Source organism: Rhizobium sp. 01N48 (genome assembly GCF_056399145.1).
Genome location: NZ_JBFTQT010000015.1, coordinates 1 through 17016, shown reverse-complemented (window position 1 = coordinate 17016; position 17016 = coordinate 1). Strand labels below are relative to the sequence as shown.

Sequence of the window (17016 nt, the reverse complement as noted above, 5' to 3'; positions counted from 1 at the left end):
TCAGCCGCGCAACATCTCGATGATCGCCGAGAAGTCACGGCCGCCATTGCCCCGCTTTTCGAAGAGAGCGAACAATTGCGCAGCTTCGGCGCCAAGCGGCGTCGAGGCGCCCGTCGCGAGCGCCGCCTCCTGCGACAGGCGGAGGTCCTTGAGCATCAAGGCGGCCGCGAAGCCCGGCTTGTAATCGTTGTTGGCGGGCGACGTCGGTACCGGGCCGGGAACCGGGCAGTATGTATTGATCGACCAACATTGGCCCGATGACGTCGAGGCGACATCGAACAAGGCCTGGTGCGAGAGGCCAAGCTTTTCGCCCAATGCAAAAGCCTCGCAGACGCCAATCATCGATATGCCCAGTATCATGTTGTTGCAGATTTTCGCCGCCTGCCCCGCGCCTGCCTCTCCGCAATGGACGATCTTCTTGCCCATCGCTTCGAGTATGGGTTTGGCCCTTGCGAAGCTCTCCGGCGTTCCTCCCGCCATGAAGGTCAGCGTTCCGGCCGCCGCACCGCTCGTTCCGCCGGAGACCGGTGCATCGAGCGATGGGCAATCGGCCGCTTTTGCCATATCATGCGCCTTGCGCGCACTGTCGACATCAATTGTCGAGCAATCGACAAGAAGCGTTCTCGAGGGAATTGCCGTTAGAATATCCGCCCACGCCGTCAGCACGTGCCTGCCTTGCGGGAGCATGGTGACAACAACATCGGCACCGCTCACGGCCATGGAAATATGGCTCGCAGACTGCACGCCGGTCGCCTCGGCGGCCTCACGCAATGCCGCCACGAGGTCGAACCCGGCAACCGCGTGCCCCGCCTTGACCAGATTTGCCGCCATCGGCCCACCCATATTGCCGAGGCCGATAAATGCGATTTTTGCCATGTCTTGCTCCCATCGTCGAGACGATCCCATTCAGGGCTCACCGAGAGATAGCTATGTCATGATCGCGCGCAGTCGAGAGTAACACAGAGGGCGGCGCGTGTTGACGCTCCCTCGCCCCGGCAGTATCCCAAGAGCGTCCGCGAAATGCCGATGGATCAAGGAGGATGAACCATGCAGTACACCCGCGAGAGTTTCGACTGGTCCGATCCGTTCCGGCTTGTCGAGCAGTTGACGGACGAGGAGCGCATGGTGCTCGACACTGCGCACTCCTACGCGCAGGAAAAGCTTGCGCCGCGTGTGCTCGAAGCCTTCCGCCACGAGAAAACCGATCCGCGCATCTTTCGCGAAATGGGCGAACTCGGCCTCCTCGGCCCGACGATATCGCCCGAATATGGCGGCGCGGGTCTCGGATATGTCGCTTACGGGCTGATCGCCCGCGAGGTCGAGCGGGTCGACAGCGGCTACCGCTCGATGATGAGCGTCCAGTCCTCGCTGGTCATGGTGCCGATCGATGCCTTTGGATCCGAAGCGCAGAAGCAGAAATATCTGCCGAAACTCGCCACCGGCGAATGGATCGGCTGCTTCGGCCTTACCGAACCCAACCATGGCTCCGACCCCGGATCGATGGCGACGCGTGCGAAAAAGGTCGACGGCGGCTACAGTCTTTCCGGTGCCAAGACGTGGATATCGAACGCGCCGATCGCCGACGTCTTCGTGGTTTGGGCGAAGACCGAAGACGGCGTGATCCGTGGCTTCATCCTCGAAAAGGGATGGAAGGGCCTGACGGCGCCTGCCATTCACGGCAAAATCGGCCTTCGCGCCTCCATAACGGGCGAAGTTGTGATGGATGGCGTCTTCGTGCCGGAAGAGAACCTGTTGCCAAACGTCTCCGGCCTGAAGGGTCCATTCACCTGCCTCAACTCGGCCCGTTTCGGGATTGCCTGGGGCGCGCTCGGCGCCGCCGAAGATTGCTATGCGCGGGCGCGGCAATACACACTCGACCGCAAGCAGTTCGACCGGCCGCTCGCCGCCAATCAGTTGATCCAGAGGAAGCTCGCCGACATGGCGACCGAGATCACGCTCGGGCTGCAGGGCTGCCTGCGCCTCGGCCGGATGAAGGAAGACGGCCACCCGCCCGTCGAGCTTACCTCGATTCTCAAACGCAATTCCTGCGGCAAGGCGCTCGAWATCGCCCGAATGGCGCGCGACATGCTTGGAGGCAACGGCATATCCGATGAATTCGGCGTCGCCCGCCATCTCGTCAACCTGGAGGTGGTAAACACCTATGAGGGCACGCACGACATTCACGCGCTGATCCTCGGCCGCGCCATAACGGGAATAGCGGCGTTCTCGAACTGATCGAGAATTCTTCTCCGCCAAATTGCAACGGACCCGACAATGTGCAAGTTTTCGCTTGTCGCGGGGAGAGCCTGCGCTGCGATGGGGGATTGCGCATGCTTCTATTTCTCGCATTTCTGATCGGCATCATCGCCGGGCTGCGCGCGCTGACTGCGCCCGCGGCCGTCGCCTGGGGCGCAGCACTCGGCTGGTTCGATGTGTCTCAGACACCGCTCGCCTTCATGGGCTATCGCTGGACCCCGTGGATTTTCACACTGCTGGCGCTGGTCGAACTGGTGACGGATCAATTGCCATCCACGCCCTCAAGAAAAGTACCGATGCAGTTCGGCGCGCGGCTGATCATGGGCGCGCTGTCAGGTGCTACCATCGGCGCCGCAGGCGGATCGTTGATACCAGGGCTCATCGCCGGCATTCTGGGCGCGGTCTCGGGCACGCTTGGTGGTGCCGCGGCGCGCGGCAAGCTGGCGAGCGCTTTTCGAAGAGATCCGCCCGCGGCGATTCTTGAGGACGCGGTCGCCATTGTCGGCGCGATCCTGATTGTGGCGTCGGTCTGATGCGCAGCTTCGACGCCATCGTTGTCGGCGCCGGCCAATCCGGCCCCTTCCTCGCTGCCCGGATGGCGGAGAAGGGCATGAAGGTCGCGCTGATCGAGCGCAAGTATCTCGGCGGCACATGCGTCAACGCAGGCTGCATGCCGACCAAGACCCTCGTCGCCAGCGCCCGCGCCGCCTATGTGGCCCGCAATGCCGGCGGCTACGGCGTGACAATCCCGGGCGATATCGGCATCGACATGGCGATCGTGCGCAAGCGAGCCGAGACAGTGACCATGGAGGCCCGCAACGGCCTGATCAGCTGGTTCGCGGGCATGGACGGCGTCACCTTAATCTACGGTCATGCGCGCTTCGAAAGCGAACGGACGATCAGTGTCAACGGCGAGCTGCTGACCGCGCAGCGCATCTATCTCAACGTCGGCGCACGACCGGCCATTCCCGATATGCCGGGTATCGACGACATCGACTATTTGACCAGCACGTCGATCATCGCGCTGGACACGCTGCCCCGGCATCTGGTGGTCATTGGCGGAAGCTATATCGGCCTTGAGTTCGCGCAGATGTATCGCCGCTTCGGCGCCGAGGTTACGGTCGTCGAGCGTGGCCCCAAGCTCGCTTCGCGAGAGGATGACGATATCTCAGACGCGATTGCCGACATTCTGCGCGCCGAGGGAATTATGGTCCACACGGACGCGGACCGTATCGCGTTTAAGAACAAGCCGGACGGCATCGAAGTCTCGGTCGCCGACGGCATCGCCGAGATCATGGCGAGCCATGTGCTGATCGCAACCGGCCGTGTGCCGAATACCGACGATCTCGGCCTCGATCGTGCCGGCGTCGCCGCCGACAAGCGTGGCTACATCACCGTTGACGACAAGCTCGCAACCAATGTCGACGGTATCTGGGCGCTTGGCGACTGCAATGGCCACGGCGCCTTCACGCATACGTCCTACAACGACTTCGAGATTGCAGCGGCCAACCTGCTCGACGGCGAGGATCGCAAGCTCAGCGACCGCATCCTCGCCTATGCGCTTTATATCGACCCGCCGCTCGGTCGCGTCGGCATATCGGAAAAGCAGGCGCGCGCATCGGGTCGCGAGATCATGATCTCGACCCGGCCGATGGCCAAAGTCGGCCGTGCCAAGGAGCGGGGCGAGACGATGGGCTTGATGAAGGTGATCGCCGACGCGCAAACCAAGCAGATCCTCGGCGCCGCCATTCTCGGCATAGAGGGGGACGAGGCAATCCATGGTTTCATCGACGCGATGAATGCCGGAACGACCTATCCCGAGCTGAAGTGGGCCGTACCGATTCATCCGACAGTGTCCGAATTGATCCCGACATTGCTTGGCGACCTCAAGAACGTGTAGCCTTCACGGCAGCAGGCCACAAACGGCGGGGGACGAATCGTGTCCATAGAACATCTGATCGAACACTATGGGATTGTCGCGATCTTCCTCGGCACCGCATTCGAGGGTGAGACCGCGGCCTTCCTCGGCGGCATCATCTCCCATCGCGGGCTGCTCACCTATTGGTCGGCCTCGCTGATGGCGTCGGCGGGTTCATTCGCCGGAGACCAGATGTGGTTCTTCGCCGGCCGCTATGCGGCCCGCTGGCACGTTGTCCGCCGGCTGATGGAGACGCCGACGCTGGCCCAGGTGACGTCGCTTCTTGAGCGCTATCCGACAGGTTTCATCCTTGCATTCCGCTTTCTCGTCGGCTTGAGGACGATCAGTCCGATCGTGATCGGCACGACGCGAATCTCGACCGGAAAGTTCGTGATGTTGAATGCGATCGCGGCGCTTGTATGGGGACAGCTGTTTACGGCGCTCGGCTATCTCTTCGGACACGGGGTCGAGCAGATCCTCGGTCGTCTGCCGCTGCATCATCACCTCTTCATCGGGGTCGGGGCCGCGGCCATCGTGGCTGGCGCGGCCCTTGTCTTCCGAAAGGCTTTTAGGAAAGTGTCGGCTAGCACGAGCTAGCCGACAGGCACCTAGTCCATCACGATCTGCAGCTTCACATCGCTCGGGCGCGCTTCGACCGCGCGGTCGAAAGCCTTGATGGAGTCTTGGAAGCCGAAGGTCTCGGAAATCAGAGGCTTCAGATCAACGCGACCGGAGCCGAGCAGCGCAATCGACCGCTCATACTGATGCGCGTAGCGGAACACCGTTTCTATGCGGATTTCCTTGGTCGACGCAGTCGAGACGTCGAAGCCGATTGGGTTGACCGGCAGACCGACGGCAACGATGACGCCGCCGGGACGCGCAAGATCCATGATCGTTTCCCAGGCCTTCGGCGAACCGGAGCATTCGAAGATCACATCGGCGCCCCATCCGTCCGTCAGCCGCGAGACTTCCTCGACGAGGTTGGTCTCGCGGATATTGACCGGGATCACGCCCTGATACTGGGCGGCGATATCGAGCTTCGGCTGGGCGAGATCGGCCACGATCGCACGAGCGCAGCCACCGGCGAGTGCTGCGATGGCAACCATCGTGCCGATCGGGCCGGCACCGAGCACGACGGCGGTGTCGCCCGGCGCGATCTTCGCCTTGGTAGCCGCCTGCATGCCGACGGCGAAAGGCTCGACCATGGCGCCTTCGGCGAAGCTCACATTGTCAGGCAGCTTGAACGTGTAGTTGGCGGGATGAACGACTTCGGGCGTGAGCACGCCATGAACGGGCGGAGTTGCCCAGAAGGAGACGGCCGGATCGACATTGTACATGCCGAGCCGGCTTGCCTTCGAGTTCGGATCGGGAATGCCCGGTTCCATGCAGACGCGATCGCCGACCTTCAGATGTGTGACGCCGGCGCCAACCTCGACGACGGTACCAGCCGCCTCGTGCCCGAGCACCATCGGCTCGTTGACGACGAAGGGGCCGATCTTGCCGTGCGTGTAATAGTGAACGTCGGAGCCGCATACGCCGACCGTGTGTATCTTGATCTTGACCTCGCCCGGCCCGGTTTCCATAGGCAGATCGATTTCGCGGATAGCGAGCTCATGCTGGCGTTCCAGCACCAGTGCGCGGACTTTGGTCATTGCATGTTCCTTCCCTTGCCTCCCCGCGCGAGTCGAGCGCGGCGTCGGCGGACTATAATCGCCGAACACGGCGGATTTCAATTCCATCGCCGAGGCTTTTGCTCATGGCGCGATGGAATGCCCGCGTCTGCTCGCAGGTTGTTTTAAAAACGTGGCCAGTCCTAACGTCCGAGAGTCAAATCGCAGCCACCAGTCGCGCAGGTTCGACAGCACAATCATTTCAAAACTGCGGACGAAATGGCACGCCATTCCGGAACCGCCGCATGGAACAGAAACAATCTTCGTTTCATTATACGACCAACTTGGTAGAGTTTGGATCACAAACGAAGGAGGTTCCCCATGCACGCACAACGGATTACCCGGCTTTTCGCGGCCGCGGTTTTGGCAGGCAGTTTCGCCATCGGCGCTGTCGCACCAGCTTTTGCCGATCAGACGCTTCTCAACGTATCCTACGATCCGACACGGGAACTCTATAAGGATTTTAACGCCGCCTTCGCACAGAAGTGGCAGAAGGACACCGGCGAGGCCGTGGCGATCCAGGCGTCGCATGGAGGCTCCGGCGCTCAGGCGCGATCGGTCATCGATGGTCTCGACGCCGACGTCGTGACGCTCGCTCTCGAAGGTGACATTGACGCGATCGCCCAGAAGACCGGCAAGATCCCCGCCGACTGGAAGAGCAAGCTCCCAAACAACTCGACACCTTACACCTCCACCATCGTATTCCTGGTGCGCAAGGGCAATCCGAAGGGCATCAAGGACTGGGCCGATCTCGTAAAGGACGATGTCCAGGTGATCACGCCAAACCCGAAAACATCGGGCGGCGCGCGCTGGAACTTCCTGGCTGCCTGGGCTTGGGCCAAGCAGGCAAACGGAGGCGATGAAGCGAAGGCTCAGGCCTATGTGACGAGCCTGCTTCAGCACGTTCCCGTTCTCGACACCGGCGCGCGCGGCGCGACGACCACTTTCGTCCAGCGCGGGCTGGGTGACGTGCTTCTTGCCTGGGAAAATGAAGCCTATCTCTCGCTCGAAGAACTCGGCCCCGATCAGTTTGAGATCGTGACCCCGAGCTTCTCGATCCGTGCAGACCCGCCAGTCGCCGTAGTCGATGGCAATGTCGACAAAAAGGGCACGCGCAAAGTCGCCGAGGCCTATCTGAACTACCTCTATTCCGACGAGGGCCAGAAGATCGCGGCCAAGCACTATTACCGCCCGATCAAGCCTGAAGCAGCCGACCCTGCCGATATCGCCCGCTTCCCGAAGCTGACGCTTGCTACGATCGACGATTTCGGCGGCTGGAAGGAAGCGCAGCCGAAATTCTTCGGCGATGGCGGCGTGTTTGACCAAATCTACAAGCCGGCACAATAATACATCGCATGAGAGCACATAGCCCCACGCGGTGGCGGTTCAGGCGGCCGAGTGTCATTCCAGGATTTGGAATGGCACTCGGCTTTACCTTGATCTGGCTCACCCTTCTTATCCTCATCCCCCTCTCGGGCCTGGCATGGCGTTCGAGCGAACTCGGCTGGGAGAAATTCTGGTCGATCGCCATTGATGCCCGCACCGTGAACGCGCTGCGGATCAGCTTCGGCACCGCCTTTGCGGCTGCCTGCGTCAACGTCGTCTTCGGCATCGTCCTCGCCTGGGTACTGGTGCGTTACCGCTTTCCCGGCAAGCGCATCATCGACGCCATGGTCGACCTGCCCTTCGCGCTGCCGACCGCCGTCGCCGGCATCGCGCTTGCGACGCTCTATGCGCCCAACGGCTGGCTTGGCCAGTTCCTGACGCCGCTCGGCATCAAGATCGCCTTCACCCCTGTCGGCATCGTCGTGGCACTCGTCTTCGTCGGCCTGCCCTTTGTGGTGCGCACGGTGCAGCCTGTGATGGAGGAGATCGACAAGGAGGTCGAGGAGGCCGCCGCCACGCTCGGCGCCAACCGTCTGCAGACGATCACCCGGGTTCTCTTGCCTGGCCTCGCGCCGGCGGTTCTCACGGGTTTCGCGTTGGCCTTCGCACGGGGCGTCGGTGAGTACGGATCGGTCATCTTCATCGCCGGCAACCTGCCGTTTAAATCGGAGATCGCACCGCTGCTGATTGTCATCAAGCTGGAAGAATACAACTACGCGGCCGCCACCGGTATAGCCGCCGTCATGCTGGTGCTATCCTTCGCCATGCTTCTCGTGATCAACCTTATCCAGAGCTGGAGCAGACGGAGGTATGGCAATGGCGCATGAGATCCAAGCTTCCCCCGCCGCGAAAGTGCGCTCCGTCGTCACCGAGCATCGATGGGCGCGGTGGACGCTGATCGTCGCCTCCCTGCTGTTCCTGACACTGATCCTGATCCTGCCGCTCACAGCCGTGTTCGTCGAAGCATTCCGAAAAGGGCCGACCGCATTCTTCACGGCCCTGCAGGACGCGGAAACCTTTTCCGCCATCCGACTGACCCTGATCGTCGCTGGCATCAGCGTGCCGTTGAACGTCGTCTTCGGCGTTGCCGCCGCTTGGGCAATCGCCAAGTTCGAGTTCAAGGGCAAGGCCTTCCTGACAACGCTGATCGACTTACCCTTCTCGGTCTCGCCGGTCATATCGGGTCTGGTCTTCGTACTGCTGCTCGGCGCTAACACCTATCTTGGCCAATGGCTGAGTGCCCACAGCATCAAGATCCTCTTCGCGGTTCCAGGGCTGATCCTGGCGACCATGTTCGTCACCTTCCCCTTCGTCGCCCGCGAGCTCATCCCGCTCATGCAGGAACAAGGGACCGGTGATGAAGAGGCGGCGATCTCGCTTGGGGCCAGCGGCTGGCAGACCTTCTGGCACGTGACCTTGCCAAACATCAAATGGGGGCTGCTCTACGGCGTTCTGCTTTGCAACGCCCGCGCTATGGGCGAGTTCGGCGCTGTCTCGGTGGTTTCCGGCCATATTCGCGGCCAGACCAACAGCATGCCGCTACAGGTGGAAATCCTCTACAACGAGTATAATTTCACCGGGGCATTTGCCGTTGCCACCCTGCTTGCGCTGCTCGCACTCGTCACCCTTGTTTTGAAGACCTTGCTGGAAATGCGTTATAGCGATGAAATCGCCGCGAGCCGGCGGCACTGAGGAATTAGAATGGAAGTTCGTGTTCAAAACCTACGCAAGGAATTCGATCGATTTCCGGCTCTGCATGACGTGTCGCTCGACATCCGCTCCGGCGAGCTGATCGCGCTGCTTGGTCCGTCGGGCTCTGGCAAAACGACCTTGCTCAGGCTCATCGCCGGGCTCGAAAGCCCGACGGATGGCCTGATCTATTTCGGCGACGAGGATGCATCGCGCAAGAGTGTTCAGGAGCGCAATATCGGCTTCGTGTTCCAGCATTACGCGCTGTTTCGTCACATGACGGTGCTCGACAATGTCGCCTTCGGCCTGAAGGTGCGCCATGCCTCGCGCCGCCCTCCAAAACACGAGATCCGCAGGCGGGCGCTGGAACTGCTCGACCTCGTCCAGCTTCCCGGCCTGGAAAAGCGCTACCCCGCACAGCTGTCAGGCGGCCAGCGGCAGCGCGTGGCGCTCGCGCGCGCAATGGCGGTGGAACCCAACGTCCTGCTCCTTGACGAGCCGTTCGGCGCGCTCGACGCCCAGGTCCGCAAGGACCTTCGAAAATGGCTTCGTGAAATACACGACAGGACCGGACACACGACCGTCTTCGTCACTCACGACCAGGACGAGGCCATGGAGCTCGCAGACCGTGTGGTCGTGATGAGCCAGGGCGCGATCGAACAGGTCGGCACACCAGACGACGTCTACGATCACCCCAATTCCCCCTTCGTCTTCGGCTTCGTCGGCCAGTCGAACTGTCTTGACGTCAAAGTATTAAACGGCGACATCTGGTTCGACGGCCGAGCCCTCGGCATCCGCGCAGACGGCGAGCCCGATGGTGAGGCGAGCCTCTACTTTCGGCCGCACGACATYGAAATTCGCAATGGCGACGGTTCCATTTCCGGCGTCGTGACGACCAGCCGCCGGGTTGCCGGCACCCGCCATGTCGAGGTCGATATAGGCCAAGGACATCCGCCGATCGAGCTTGAACTGCCACCGGCAGCTGCGGGCAGCCTTGCCCAAGGCGGAATTGCGTTTCGGCCCTCGCGCTGGAAACTGTTCAGATCTGCCAAGCGCTGATCCGTAAAACTGTCCGGGACGGGGAGAACGGCAAATTGCCGTTCTTTTCGTTTCCGCCCCCGTGCGGCCGACACCTTCAGGCAGGGCGAGCCATGAAAATCTGACATGCGCTTCCGTTATCCCCATTGTCGTCAAGCTCAGCTTTAGAATTACGCCGTAGAATGATTGGGCTGTCGCTGCAGGCGATGGTGTGACCGCTGATCGCATTGAAAGACTTTGGCCATAACAAGCATTGCTTCTGACTTCGACATTTTCGATCTGGCGCCGATTGCCATGTGGATCGAGGATTTCAGCGCAGTAGCAGCTCAGTTTTCAGACTGGAGACGGGCTGGCATCACCGATATCAGAAGCTTCCTGAACGAGGATGTGAACCGCGTCGCGGCCTGCTCGCAACGGATCCGGATCTTGCGCGTCAACCAGAAGACGCTCGACCTTTTCGAAGCCGACAGCCAGGAGCATCTGACAGAAAACCTCTCTTCCATCTTCCGTGACGAGATGCTTCAAAGCCATGTCAACGAGCTTGCCTCCCTTTGGGACGGCAGCCTCGAATTTGACGGCAGCGCCGTCAATTACACTTTCGGGTCGCCGCCTCGACATACAGCTGCGAGGGCCCGTCCTGCCCGGCCATGAAAAGACGCTCGGGCGGGTGCTGATCACCACCGAGGATGTCAGCGCGCGAGAGCACGCACGTCGTGCCGAACAAGAAAACCGTTTCTATGCCGAGGGTATTTTCGAACATTCGCCCGTGTCGCTATGGATCGAGGATTTCAGTCGCGTTAAAGCGTTGGTTGAAGACGTGCGCAGTCGCGGCATCGTTGATTTTCGTGTATTTACAGACGTCCATCCGGAATTCGTAACGCAATGCATGAGCGAGATCAGCGTGATCGACGTCAACAAGGCGACACTTGTTCTCTTCAGCGCGCCGGATCGCACCACCCTCCTCCATGGCATCGCAAACATTTTCCGTGACGAGATGGAAAAGACATTTCGCGAGCAATTGATCGAGCTATGGAATGGCAATCTCTTTCACCAACGCGAGGTCATAAACTACGCGCTGGACGGTTCGGAGAGACATGTGCTCTTGCAGTTTTCGGTCTTTCCAGGCCACGAAAGCGACTGGTCACGCGTCCAAGTCGCCTTGACCGATATCACCGCCCGCAAGAAGGCCGAGGCCTATCTTGAATATCTCGGCAAGCATGACGTCCTCACCAAGCTGCACAACCGTGCTTTTTACATGGATGAGCTCAACCGCCTACAACGTAAGCCACTGCGGCCGGTATCAGCCTTGATTATTGATCTCGACGGATTGAAGGTCGCCAACGACCAACGGGGCCACGATGCAGGCGACGCGCTGCTGCGCCGTGTCGGCGAAGTCCTGAACGGCGCTGTGTCCATGCCGAACCACGCAGCCCGCATCGGCGGCGACGAGTTCGCGGTTCTTATGCCCGGAGCCGACCGACAGGCAGCATTGGCCATGCTGGAGACTATTCAGGAGCTCCTCAAAATCAACAACCAGTTCTATTCCAATGCTCCACTCGACATTTCGGTCGGCCATGCCACCAGTGAAGAAGGCGAGACGATGGAAGCGATGGTCCGGCGCGCCGATCTGGCGATGTACGAACAGAAGCGGGCGCGTCGCGCGAACACCAGCTCCGCTCTGGCAAGGGCGAGCGCCTAGGCTCAGGTCTTGCCATGGTGACAAGGTCTCGTTTGTTACAGGTGCTGATCCTTAGGGCGGGTGAAGGCCTACCAGATCAAAATAGAGCTGCAGCACTGAGCGTCTAAGCGGCCGGCGGCACCCGACCAAGACGCAACGACCGCGAGCGGCCAAGGCAACTAGCAGGCACGCCCACGCCATCCGATCTCGTCTTTGCGAGACACAGTTCGCATGCCGGAAGATATGTTCGCAATTTGAACGTCGACCGACAAGTCAACGAAATACGAGACATAGCTTGGTCCTCGGCGATTGCGACCAGAGATCGGTTGATTGTACGCTAGCCGTCAAACGGCAGCGATGGTCTTTCGCAAAATTTCTGGTATCGTCGCTTCTTCTGTGGGGGAGTAGGTGTGATGACGAGTTTGATCCCGGACGCGTTCTACTGGGCGCGATCAAGCAAGCATGCAAGGGGACGAGCAACCATCGTTCAGGTCTCCACCATCTTCGGCAAAGAGCCTGACTACTGGACGCTCGCCGTTCCCGGATCCGACCAGCATCACATGGTCGACGACTTCGAGATAATCGCTCCGGTCGAGCTGTTTGATGCCGTTGCGGCGGAACTCAGGATCGCTGCTGAGTAGGTGAGGCCCCTATTCGATGACGACCTCCTTCCCAATCGCAGCCAAGTCGCGGTTCTGCATTTACGCGATCGTTTACTGTTGCGTACTTCCCCGCCGATGATCAGTCCGCTTAGTCTTGCGGCACCTCGCATCAAGAATGGCAAGAGGAAAGCTACTGCGTGCTCAACTTCAATCGATCTCCGCCATATTCGCCCGGACTGCACTTCGATCTTGACGCCCGACGGTTTTGGCGCAGCAACTTCGAACGAGGCAAATCCGAATAGAGCCGCGGATCGTCGAAGGCCTCACCAAGATAGGCACCGATCTGCAGTCCCGAAGATCGGGAGCTAATGGATAGTGACGGCACTCGCTGTGGGAGCTGATCTCGCCAACTTCTGTCACAACATACCAGCGTCGTCGTGAACTCACCTTGTTTGCGGTCTGGGACGGCAACGGGTCCGAGCAGAGACACGAAGGTCACTACTGGCAAAGCGCCGCGGTCGCGCCGTCGCTGCAGCGTCTCGACCGACATTGACAGGTCGCCCTTGCAGTAAACACCGCCGGTCAAAGCATGGCTCTTTCTGGTTTAGCGTGGTTCGGGCAAGTCCCCGGCGCCTCCTGCCTCGTTAGTCCAGCCGGACGGCGGGATCCCGTCGCATTGGTGGGTGCGACAGGCGTATAGGCCATATTTATCAGTTGGCGGCAGCGCCATCCAAACGTACGAATGCCTTTTTACGGAGGACAATGATGGGAGATCGTGGCCAAGAGTTCGCCAGTATCGTCTACACGATCCTCGTTATTGAGAAACGACCTCGGGTGGAGGACGCCGCTCGGTCTCTCAAGATGAGCTATGCCACTTTGCATTCACGGCTTATCGCGAGAACGAGCTTCTCGCCCGACGAAGTCCGCGAACTCCTGCGAGCTGTGCCCGATCCGAGGCTCCTGGCCTATCTCCTTGATGGAACGAAGTTTACGGCAGCCGAACGACCTATGGCCGGCGAGTTTGAACCTTCCATCGAACGTGGCGCAACCAAGGTCGTCGTCGGCGCGGCAGACGTGCTTGAGATCATCGATGCCGCAATGGCCGGAGGCGGCCTTGACCCTAGGCAGGGAGCACTGGTGCAAAGCAAGATAGACGAAACGGAGCGCGCGCTCGCATCGCTCCGGATCCAGCTGCAGCATCGCAAGGGTTTTGATGTCGATTAAGGCCGTGGCGAAGAAGTGTCGCTGTAGTGTTGCCGATGCACGATCAGCCGGTTTTACCTTTTTTATGCCATGCTTCACGCAGCCTCGTTAGATGATCGTCTCCTTCCCGCAGAAGGCAGGCTATTTCGGCCTCAGCCGCCTTCAGCTTGCCGGCATGGAGGATTTTCTTCTGGCCGGACGTCTTTGCAACCTTGTCAGAAAGGACGATCACCCTGCGCTTATAGACGTTGAGGATGCGTACGACGCGCATGTAGTTCCGCAGTGGGTCAGATATTTCAAACATGGCAACCAATGAGATTTGAATGCCTGTTAGTCGAGCCTCTGTGCCTTCGACATCAAAACGATGAGCGGATTTTTGACGCCCTCGTTGGCCGGCATCTTGCGGGGCACGCGTTGCTCGGTGCCTGCGCGGTTTCCAGACAGTTCGGGGTCTGTCGCCAGCGATTGCGTAGGACCTCGCTGCAGCTTGCCGTCATCACCACGAATGTGAGCCTGATGGTGTTCTGGTTGCCTTGCGCTGATCCCTAATCAGCCGGTGGGGCGACGTGCTGAAACTCATCGTTGGCGACACCAAGTTGGCAAAGCATATCCGCATCGGGCGCAAACCTCGCCTGCAACTATGCGGGCTCGCAAGCTTCACTCTAAAGGTTCGCAACCACGATGGCGCGCGGCTATCGCCAGAAGCGCTTGATATCGAGCATCTCGTCCACCGCAGACTGTGCCTTTCCGAGCAATCCTGCCTTATCGCGATCGGAGACAACACTGCCGCTTGCGGGGTGGTCGGCAAGGCCGTGCTTTTTCAGGACCTCCGGGCTCGTTACGAGATCGTTCAACGCACCCAGTTCTTCCTGAAGTGCCTCGATCGCAGCCAGAAATTTCTTGCGTCGCCGTACGCCGCGCTTGTCGTCGAAGAGCGACGCGAAGAACTCAGCGGCATATCGAAGCTTCTTCGCATCCTTGCGGACATCGTGCCTGTGCTCGTCGTCTGCCTTGGCAAGTGCGCTTCCATCCCTCTTAAGGCGCTTGCGCTGTTTTTCCAGCGCGCGTGCGGCAAAGTCCTGTACGCTCGGCACATCTGGCGATACTGGCCCATTGCCGGGGAGATAGTCGCCACACTCCAGCCAATTGATCATATCAAGCATCAGAGCATGCACTCGCGAAGACCCTAAGGCATCGATGGCATCATGATAGGTGGCCGCACGTGCTGTCTTGAGCTTGGAGACGAGATCGATGTCGGATGCCTTTGCCAAGAGAACGTCGATATTGCGGGCCTCGCCGAGGACCGCGGCGAGCCAGCGCAACTCCTGGCTCAGTCTTTCCGGCTCGTCACCCGGCAGAACGCTCTTGAACAACGAGAGGGCGGATCGCAGTCGGCGGATCGCCACCCTTGTCTGGTGAAGGGCTTCCGGATTTCGGCGCTGTAGCAGGATATCCTCGTTGAGCCTGAACTGGCGAACGCATGCGAGCGCAATCGCCCTGAATGCCGCCACGGCATTCATGCTCCGCTCCAAATAGACCGGCTCGGCCTTGACAACCGTCTTTTGCGCGCCGGCGAGGACGAAGCCACGCTCGGCCTTCGACCGCACGCTGAACCGGAATCTGGCCACGGCATCAATCTTCCGGGCGAAAACGAACAGATCGCTCGGGCGTCCCTCCTTCAGCTCGATCTCGACCTCTCTGATCGCAGAACGGCGGTCACCGGAGATGGCGTCACCCTCATCGAGAACCACCTCTATACGTGAGCCATTCTCCACCACGTTCCAGAGCCGTCTCGCGATCACGACGTCGAACACGGGTTCGAGCTTCACATCGCCGCCGAACTCCCCAAGCAGCGGGCTCGTGTGATCGAGAACGGGTTCGTCGCCCTCGATTGGCGTCTCCCATTCAGACCGTGCAAACAGGGATAGGCTTGGCCCCGTCGCTTTGACCGTCTGCGTCCTGGTCTCCCCGACCTGCCTGATGCGCAAGGTATAGCCTTCCTTCCAGAGCCTGCGGTCAGCGGTATCGAAATAGGTAGATCGCTGATCGAGAACCTTGTCGGGTTCCCCGAGAAGATCGGAACCAACCAGGGCATCGAGGGCTTCTTGTGACAGGTCGAGCTTGATTTCGGTTTCGGGCGACAAGTTGGACTCCGACTGTTAGAGGAACCATTTCAACGCAGACCTGACTGTCATAGTTCGGTGCTACAGCAATCTGATGAAAGACAGGGAAAAATCTAGAACAGCCATGCTTTTCTGTGACGACCAATCCACCGCGAAAATTGCCATTGCACGCGACATCCAGCAGGCTGGCGCAATCTGCTATCGAAAAAAAGGAAGTGGCCGGTTGCGCATCTTGCTCGTGGGAAGCCGGCGAAACGGACGATGGGGCGTCCCGAAAGGACATTTGGACCCTGGCGAGACGACCGCCCAGGCCGCCGGGCGGGAATCCTTCGAGGAAGCGGGCGTCATAGGCACCGTCGAGACCAAACCCTTCGGTTCATTCAGCTACCACAAGGACAGTTCGCCACATCACTACCATGTCAGCGTCCATCTTCTCCATGTTGCCGGGTCTAAACCCGATTTTCCCGAGAAGAGCACCCGCAAGCAGAAATGGTTCCCCTTGAAAGTCGCGATCCGCGATGCAGCGCAGCCTGGCCTGAAAGCTCTGCTCTCCAAGCTTCAGGACATGGACCTTTGAAACTTGGCTTCACCGGATCGCTGAAGCGATTGTTGAAGACCCAGCGCAAGGCTGTACGCTTGCTGGACAAGACATGGGGCCCGGCCCGGCGGACCCCATCAAAGCCGAAGCGACCGACACTCCAGACCACCCCGGCTTTCGGCAGCAATCCCGGCCGGCTTGTGATGAAGTCCTACGTGCCGACCAATCTGGCGAACAAGCCGGCGCTCGTGGTGGTGCTTCATGGCTGCCGCCAGACGCCGGAGAGCATGGACGCCGCCAGCGACTTTTCGAAGCTGGCAAAGGACCGAGGGTTCATTCTCCTCTATCCGGAGCAGACCCATTCCAACAATCCTCAAAAATGTTTCAACTGGTTCCGTCCGAGCGAGGTCGCACGCGATCGCGGCGAATTGCTGTCGATCAAACAGATGGTTGAGCATGCCGTGAAACGGCATCGTGCCGATCGAGCGCGCGTTTACGTCGTCGGCCTGTCCGCCGGTGGCGCAATGACAGGTGCGTTGATCGCCAACTACCCGGATATGTTTGCAGGCGCCGCTATTGTGGCCGGAATGCCTGTTGGCGCCGTTCGTGATGCTATGTCGGCCCTTCGCGCGATGAAATCGGGCGCATCACCGCCCGCGGATGGCTGGGGCGCGAGGATAAATGACATCTTTCCCGATCGGCGCACCTGGCCCCCGATCAGCATCTGGCAGGGGACAGCAGATCGCACGGTCAACCCGGGCAATGCCCTAGTACTACAGTTGCGTTTGCCTCGAAATCGTGATTCACTTCTGGTGTTTGACGGGAGGGAATTCGATGTCGGTTTCGGGTTGGTCTGGATCAATGGTGGCTTGGCAGCAGGAGCTTGATACACTGAAGCAGCGGCTAGGCTCGGTC

The 17016-nt window shown here is 60.1% G+C and carries 16 protein-coding genes and 1 pseudogene; 13 read left to right on the top strand and 4 right to left on the bottom strand.

Translation table 11 applies throughout. The features are described 5' to 3' along the window. Complete coding sequence (gene mmsB, locus AC1DOG_RS22375; protein WP_477931135.1) at positions 1–876, bottom strand: 3-hydroxyisobutyrate dehydrogenase; 876 nt, start codon at positions 874–876, stop codon at positions 1–3. Positions 877–1047: 171 nt separating this feature from the next. On the opposite strand from mmsB, the gene AC1DOG_RS22370 reads away from it, so the two are divergent. The 4 genes from AC1DOG_RS22370 (at position 1048) to AC1DOG_RS22355 (ending at position 4771) form a co-directional block, all read left to right on the top strand. After that, positions 1048–2235: an acyl-CoA dehydrogenase gene (locus AC1DOG_RS22370; RefSeq protein WP_477931133.1), complete on the top strand. Its 1188-nt coding sequence runs from the start codon at positions 1048–1050 to the stop codon at positions 2233–2235. A gap of 95 nt (positions 2236–2330) precedes the next feature. After that, positions 2331–2789: a DUF4126 domain-containing protein gene (locus tag AC1DOG_RS22365; protein ID WP_113011083.1), complete on the top strand. Its 459-nt coding sequence runs from the start codon at positions 2331–2333 to the stop codon at positions 2787–2789. Further along, positions 2789–4156, top strand: coding sequence for an FAD-containing oxidoreductase (locus AC1DOG_RS22360; RefSeq protein ID WP_477931131.1), 1368 nt, complete (start codon positions 2789–2791; stop codon positions 4154–4156). The genes AC1DOG_RS22365 and AC1DOG_RS22360 overlap by 1 nt, the downstream gene beginning before the upstream one ends. A gap of 39 nt (positions 4157–4195) precedes the next feature. Continuing rightward, on the top strand, positions 4196–4771 hold the full coding sequence (locus tag AC1DOG_RS22355; RefSeq protein WP_477931129.1) for a DedA family protein: 576 nt from the start codon (positions 4196–4198) through the stop codon (positions 4769–4771). Positions 4772–4782: 11 nt separating this feature from the next. Here the strand turns inward: AC1DOG_RS22355 and AC1DOG_RS22350 are convergent, their stop codons facing one another. Then, positions 4783–5826, bottom strand: a complete 1044-nt coding sequence (locus tag AC1DOG_RS22350) for an NAD(P)-dependent alcohol dehydrogenase (protein ID WP_112973753.1) — start codon at positions 5824–5826, stop codon at positions 4783–4785. A 339-nt stretch (positions 5827–6165) separates the two neighbouring features. On the opposite strand from AC1DOG_RS22350, the gene AC1DOG_RS22345 reads away from it, so the two are divergent. From AC1DOG_RS22345 to AC1DOG_RS22315, 7 genes and pseudogenes are all read left to right on the top strand, one after another. After that, positions 6166–7191: a sulfate ABC transporter substrate-binding protein gene (locus AC1DOG_RS22345; protein WP_477931127.1), complete on the top strand. Its 1026-nt coding sequence runs from the start codon at positions 6166–6168 to the stop codon at positions 7189–7191. A gap of 8 nt (positions 7192–7199) precedes the next feature. Further along, positions 7200–8057: a sulfate ABC transporter permease subunit CysT gene (gene cysT, locus AC1DOG_RS22340; protein WP_026283490.1), complete on the top strand. Its 858-nt coding sequence runs from the start codon at positions 7200–7202 to the stop codon at positions 8055–8057. After that, on the top strand, positions 8047–8922 hold the full coding sequence (gene cysW / locus AC1DOG_RS22335; protein WP_477931125.1) for a sulfate ABC transporter permease subunit CysW: 876 nt from the start codon (positions 8047–8049) through the stop codon (positions 8920–8922). The genes cysT and cysW overlap by 11 nt, the downstream gene beginning before the upstream one ends. Positions 8923–8931: 9 nt before the next feature. After that, on the top strand, positions 8932–9978 hold the full coding sequence (locus AC1DOG_RS22330; RefSeq protein ID WP_112944047.1) for a sulfate/molybdate ABC transporter ATP-binding protein: 1047 nt from the start codon (positions 8932–8934) through the stop codon (positions 9976–9978). Between the two features lie 273 nt (positions 9979–10251). Next, positions 10252–11656, top strand: a pseudogene (locus AC1DOG_RS22325) (sensor domain-containing diguanylate cyclase). A 392-nt stretch (positions 11657–12048) separates the two neighbouring features. After that, positions 12049–12276 carry a hypothetical protein gene (locus AC1DOG_RS22320; RefSeq protein WP_112944048.1) on the top strand — a complete coding sequence of 76 codons (228 nt, stop codon included), beginning with the start codon at positions 12049–12051 and terminating at the stop codon, positions 12274–12276. A gap of 726 nt (positions 12277–13002) precedes the next feature. After that, complete coding sequence (locus tag AC1DOG_RS22315) at positions 13003–13461, top strand: phage regulatory CII family protein (RefSeq protein ID WP_477931123.1); 459 nt, start codon at positions 13003–13005, stop codon at positions 13459–13461. Positions 13462–13504: 43 nt separating this feature from the next. On the opposite strand, the gene AC1DOG_RS22310 is transcribed toward AC1DOG_RS22315, so the two are convergent. After that, positions 13505–13711, bottom strand: coding sequence for a hypothetical protein (locus tag AC1DOG_RS22310; RefSeq protein WP_477931121.1), 207 nt, complete (start codon positions 13709–13711; stop codon positions 13505–13507). 421 nt (positions 13712–14132) lie between these two features. Next, positions 14133–15584 carry a CHAD domain-containing protein gene (locus AC1DOG_RS22305; RefSeq protein WP_112944051.1) on the bottom strand — a complete coding sequence of 484 codons (1452 nt, stop codon included), beginning with the start codon at positions 15582–15584 and terminating at the stop codon, positions 14133–14135. A gap of 73 nt (positions 15585–15657) precedes the next feature. Here AC1DOG_RS22305 and AC1DOG_RS22300 point away from each other — a divergent pair, with 73 nt between their 5' ends. Beyond that, complete coding sequence (locus AC1DOG_RS22300) at positions 15658–16140, top strand: NUDIX hydrolase (RefSeq protein WP_312471364.1); 483 nt, start codon at positions 15658–15660, stop codon at positions 16138–16140. Beyond that, positions 16137–16988 carry an extracellular catalytic domain type 1 short-chain-length polyhydroxyalkanoate depolymerase gene (locus tag AC1DOG_RS22295; RefSeq protein WP_477931118.1) on the top strand — a complete coding sequence of 284 codons (852 nt, stop codon included), beginning with the start codon at positions 16137–16139 and terminating at the stop codon, positions 16986–16988. Before AC1DOG_RS22300 ends, AC1DOG_RS22295 begins: the two co-directional genes overlap by 4 nt. The last annotated feature ends 28 nt before the right edge of the window (positions 16989–17016 follow it).

What these genes read in the sequence shown, in the direction of transcription:
- mmsB (WP_477931135.1), bottom strand. Translation starts at nt 876, where the DNA reads ATGGCAAAAATCGCATTTATCGGCCTCGGCAATATGGGTGGGCCGATG.
- AC1DOG_RS22365 (WP_113011083.1), top strand. Translation starts at nt 2,331, where the DNA reads ATGCTTCTATTTCTCGCATTTCTGATCGGCATCATCGCCGGGCTGCGC.
- AC1DOG_RS22360 (WP_477931131.1), top strand. Translation starts at nt 2,789, where the DNA reads ATGCGCAGCTTCGACGCCATCGTTGTCGGCGCCGGCCAATCCGGCCCC.
- AC1DOG_RS22350 (WP_112973753.1), bottom strand. Translation starts at nt 5,826, where the DNA reads ATGACCAAAGTCCGCGCACTGGTGCTGGAACGCCAGCATGAGCTCGCT.
- AC1DOG_RS22345 (WP_477931127.1), top strand. Translation starts at nt 6,166, where the DNA reads ATGCACGCACAACGGATTACCCGGCTTTTCGCGGCCGCGGTTTTGGCA.
- cysT (WP_026283490.1), top strand. Translation starts at nt 7,200, where the DNA reads ATGAGAGCACATAGCCCCACGCGGTGGCGGTTCAGGCGGCCGAGTGTC.
- cysW (WP_477931125.1), top strand. Translation starts at nt 8,047, where the DNA reads ATGGCGCATGAGATCCAAGCTTCCCCCGCCGCGAAAGTGCGCTCCGTC.
- AC1DOG_RS22320 (WP_112944048.1), top strand. Translation starts at nt 12,049, where the DNA reads ATGACGAGTTTGATCCCGGACGCGTTCTACTGGGCGCGATCAAGCAAG.
- AC1DOG_RS22315 (WP_477931123.1), top strand. Translation starts at nt 13,003, where the DNA reads ATGGGAGATCGTGGCCAAGAGTTCGCCAGTATCGTCTACACGATCCTC.
- AC1DOG_RS22310 (WP_477931121.1), bottom strand. Translation starts at nt 13,711, where the DNA reads ATGCGCGTCGTACGCATCCTCAACGTCTATAAGCGCAGGGTGATCGTC.
- AC1DOG_RS22300 (WP_312471364.1), top strand. Translation starts at nt 15,658, where the DNA reads ATGAAAGACAGGGAAAAATCTAGAACAGCCATGCTTTTCTGTGACGAC.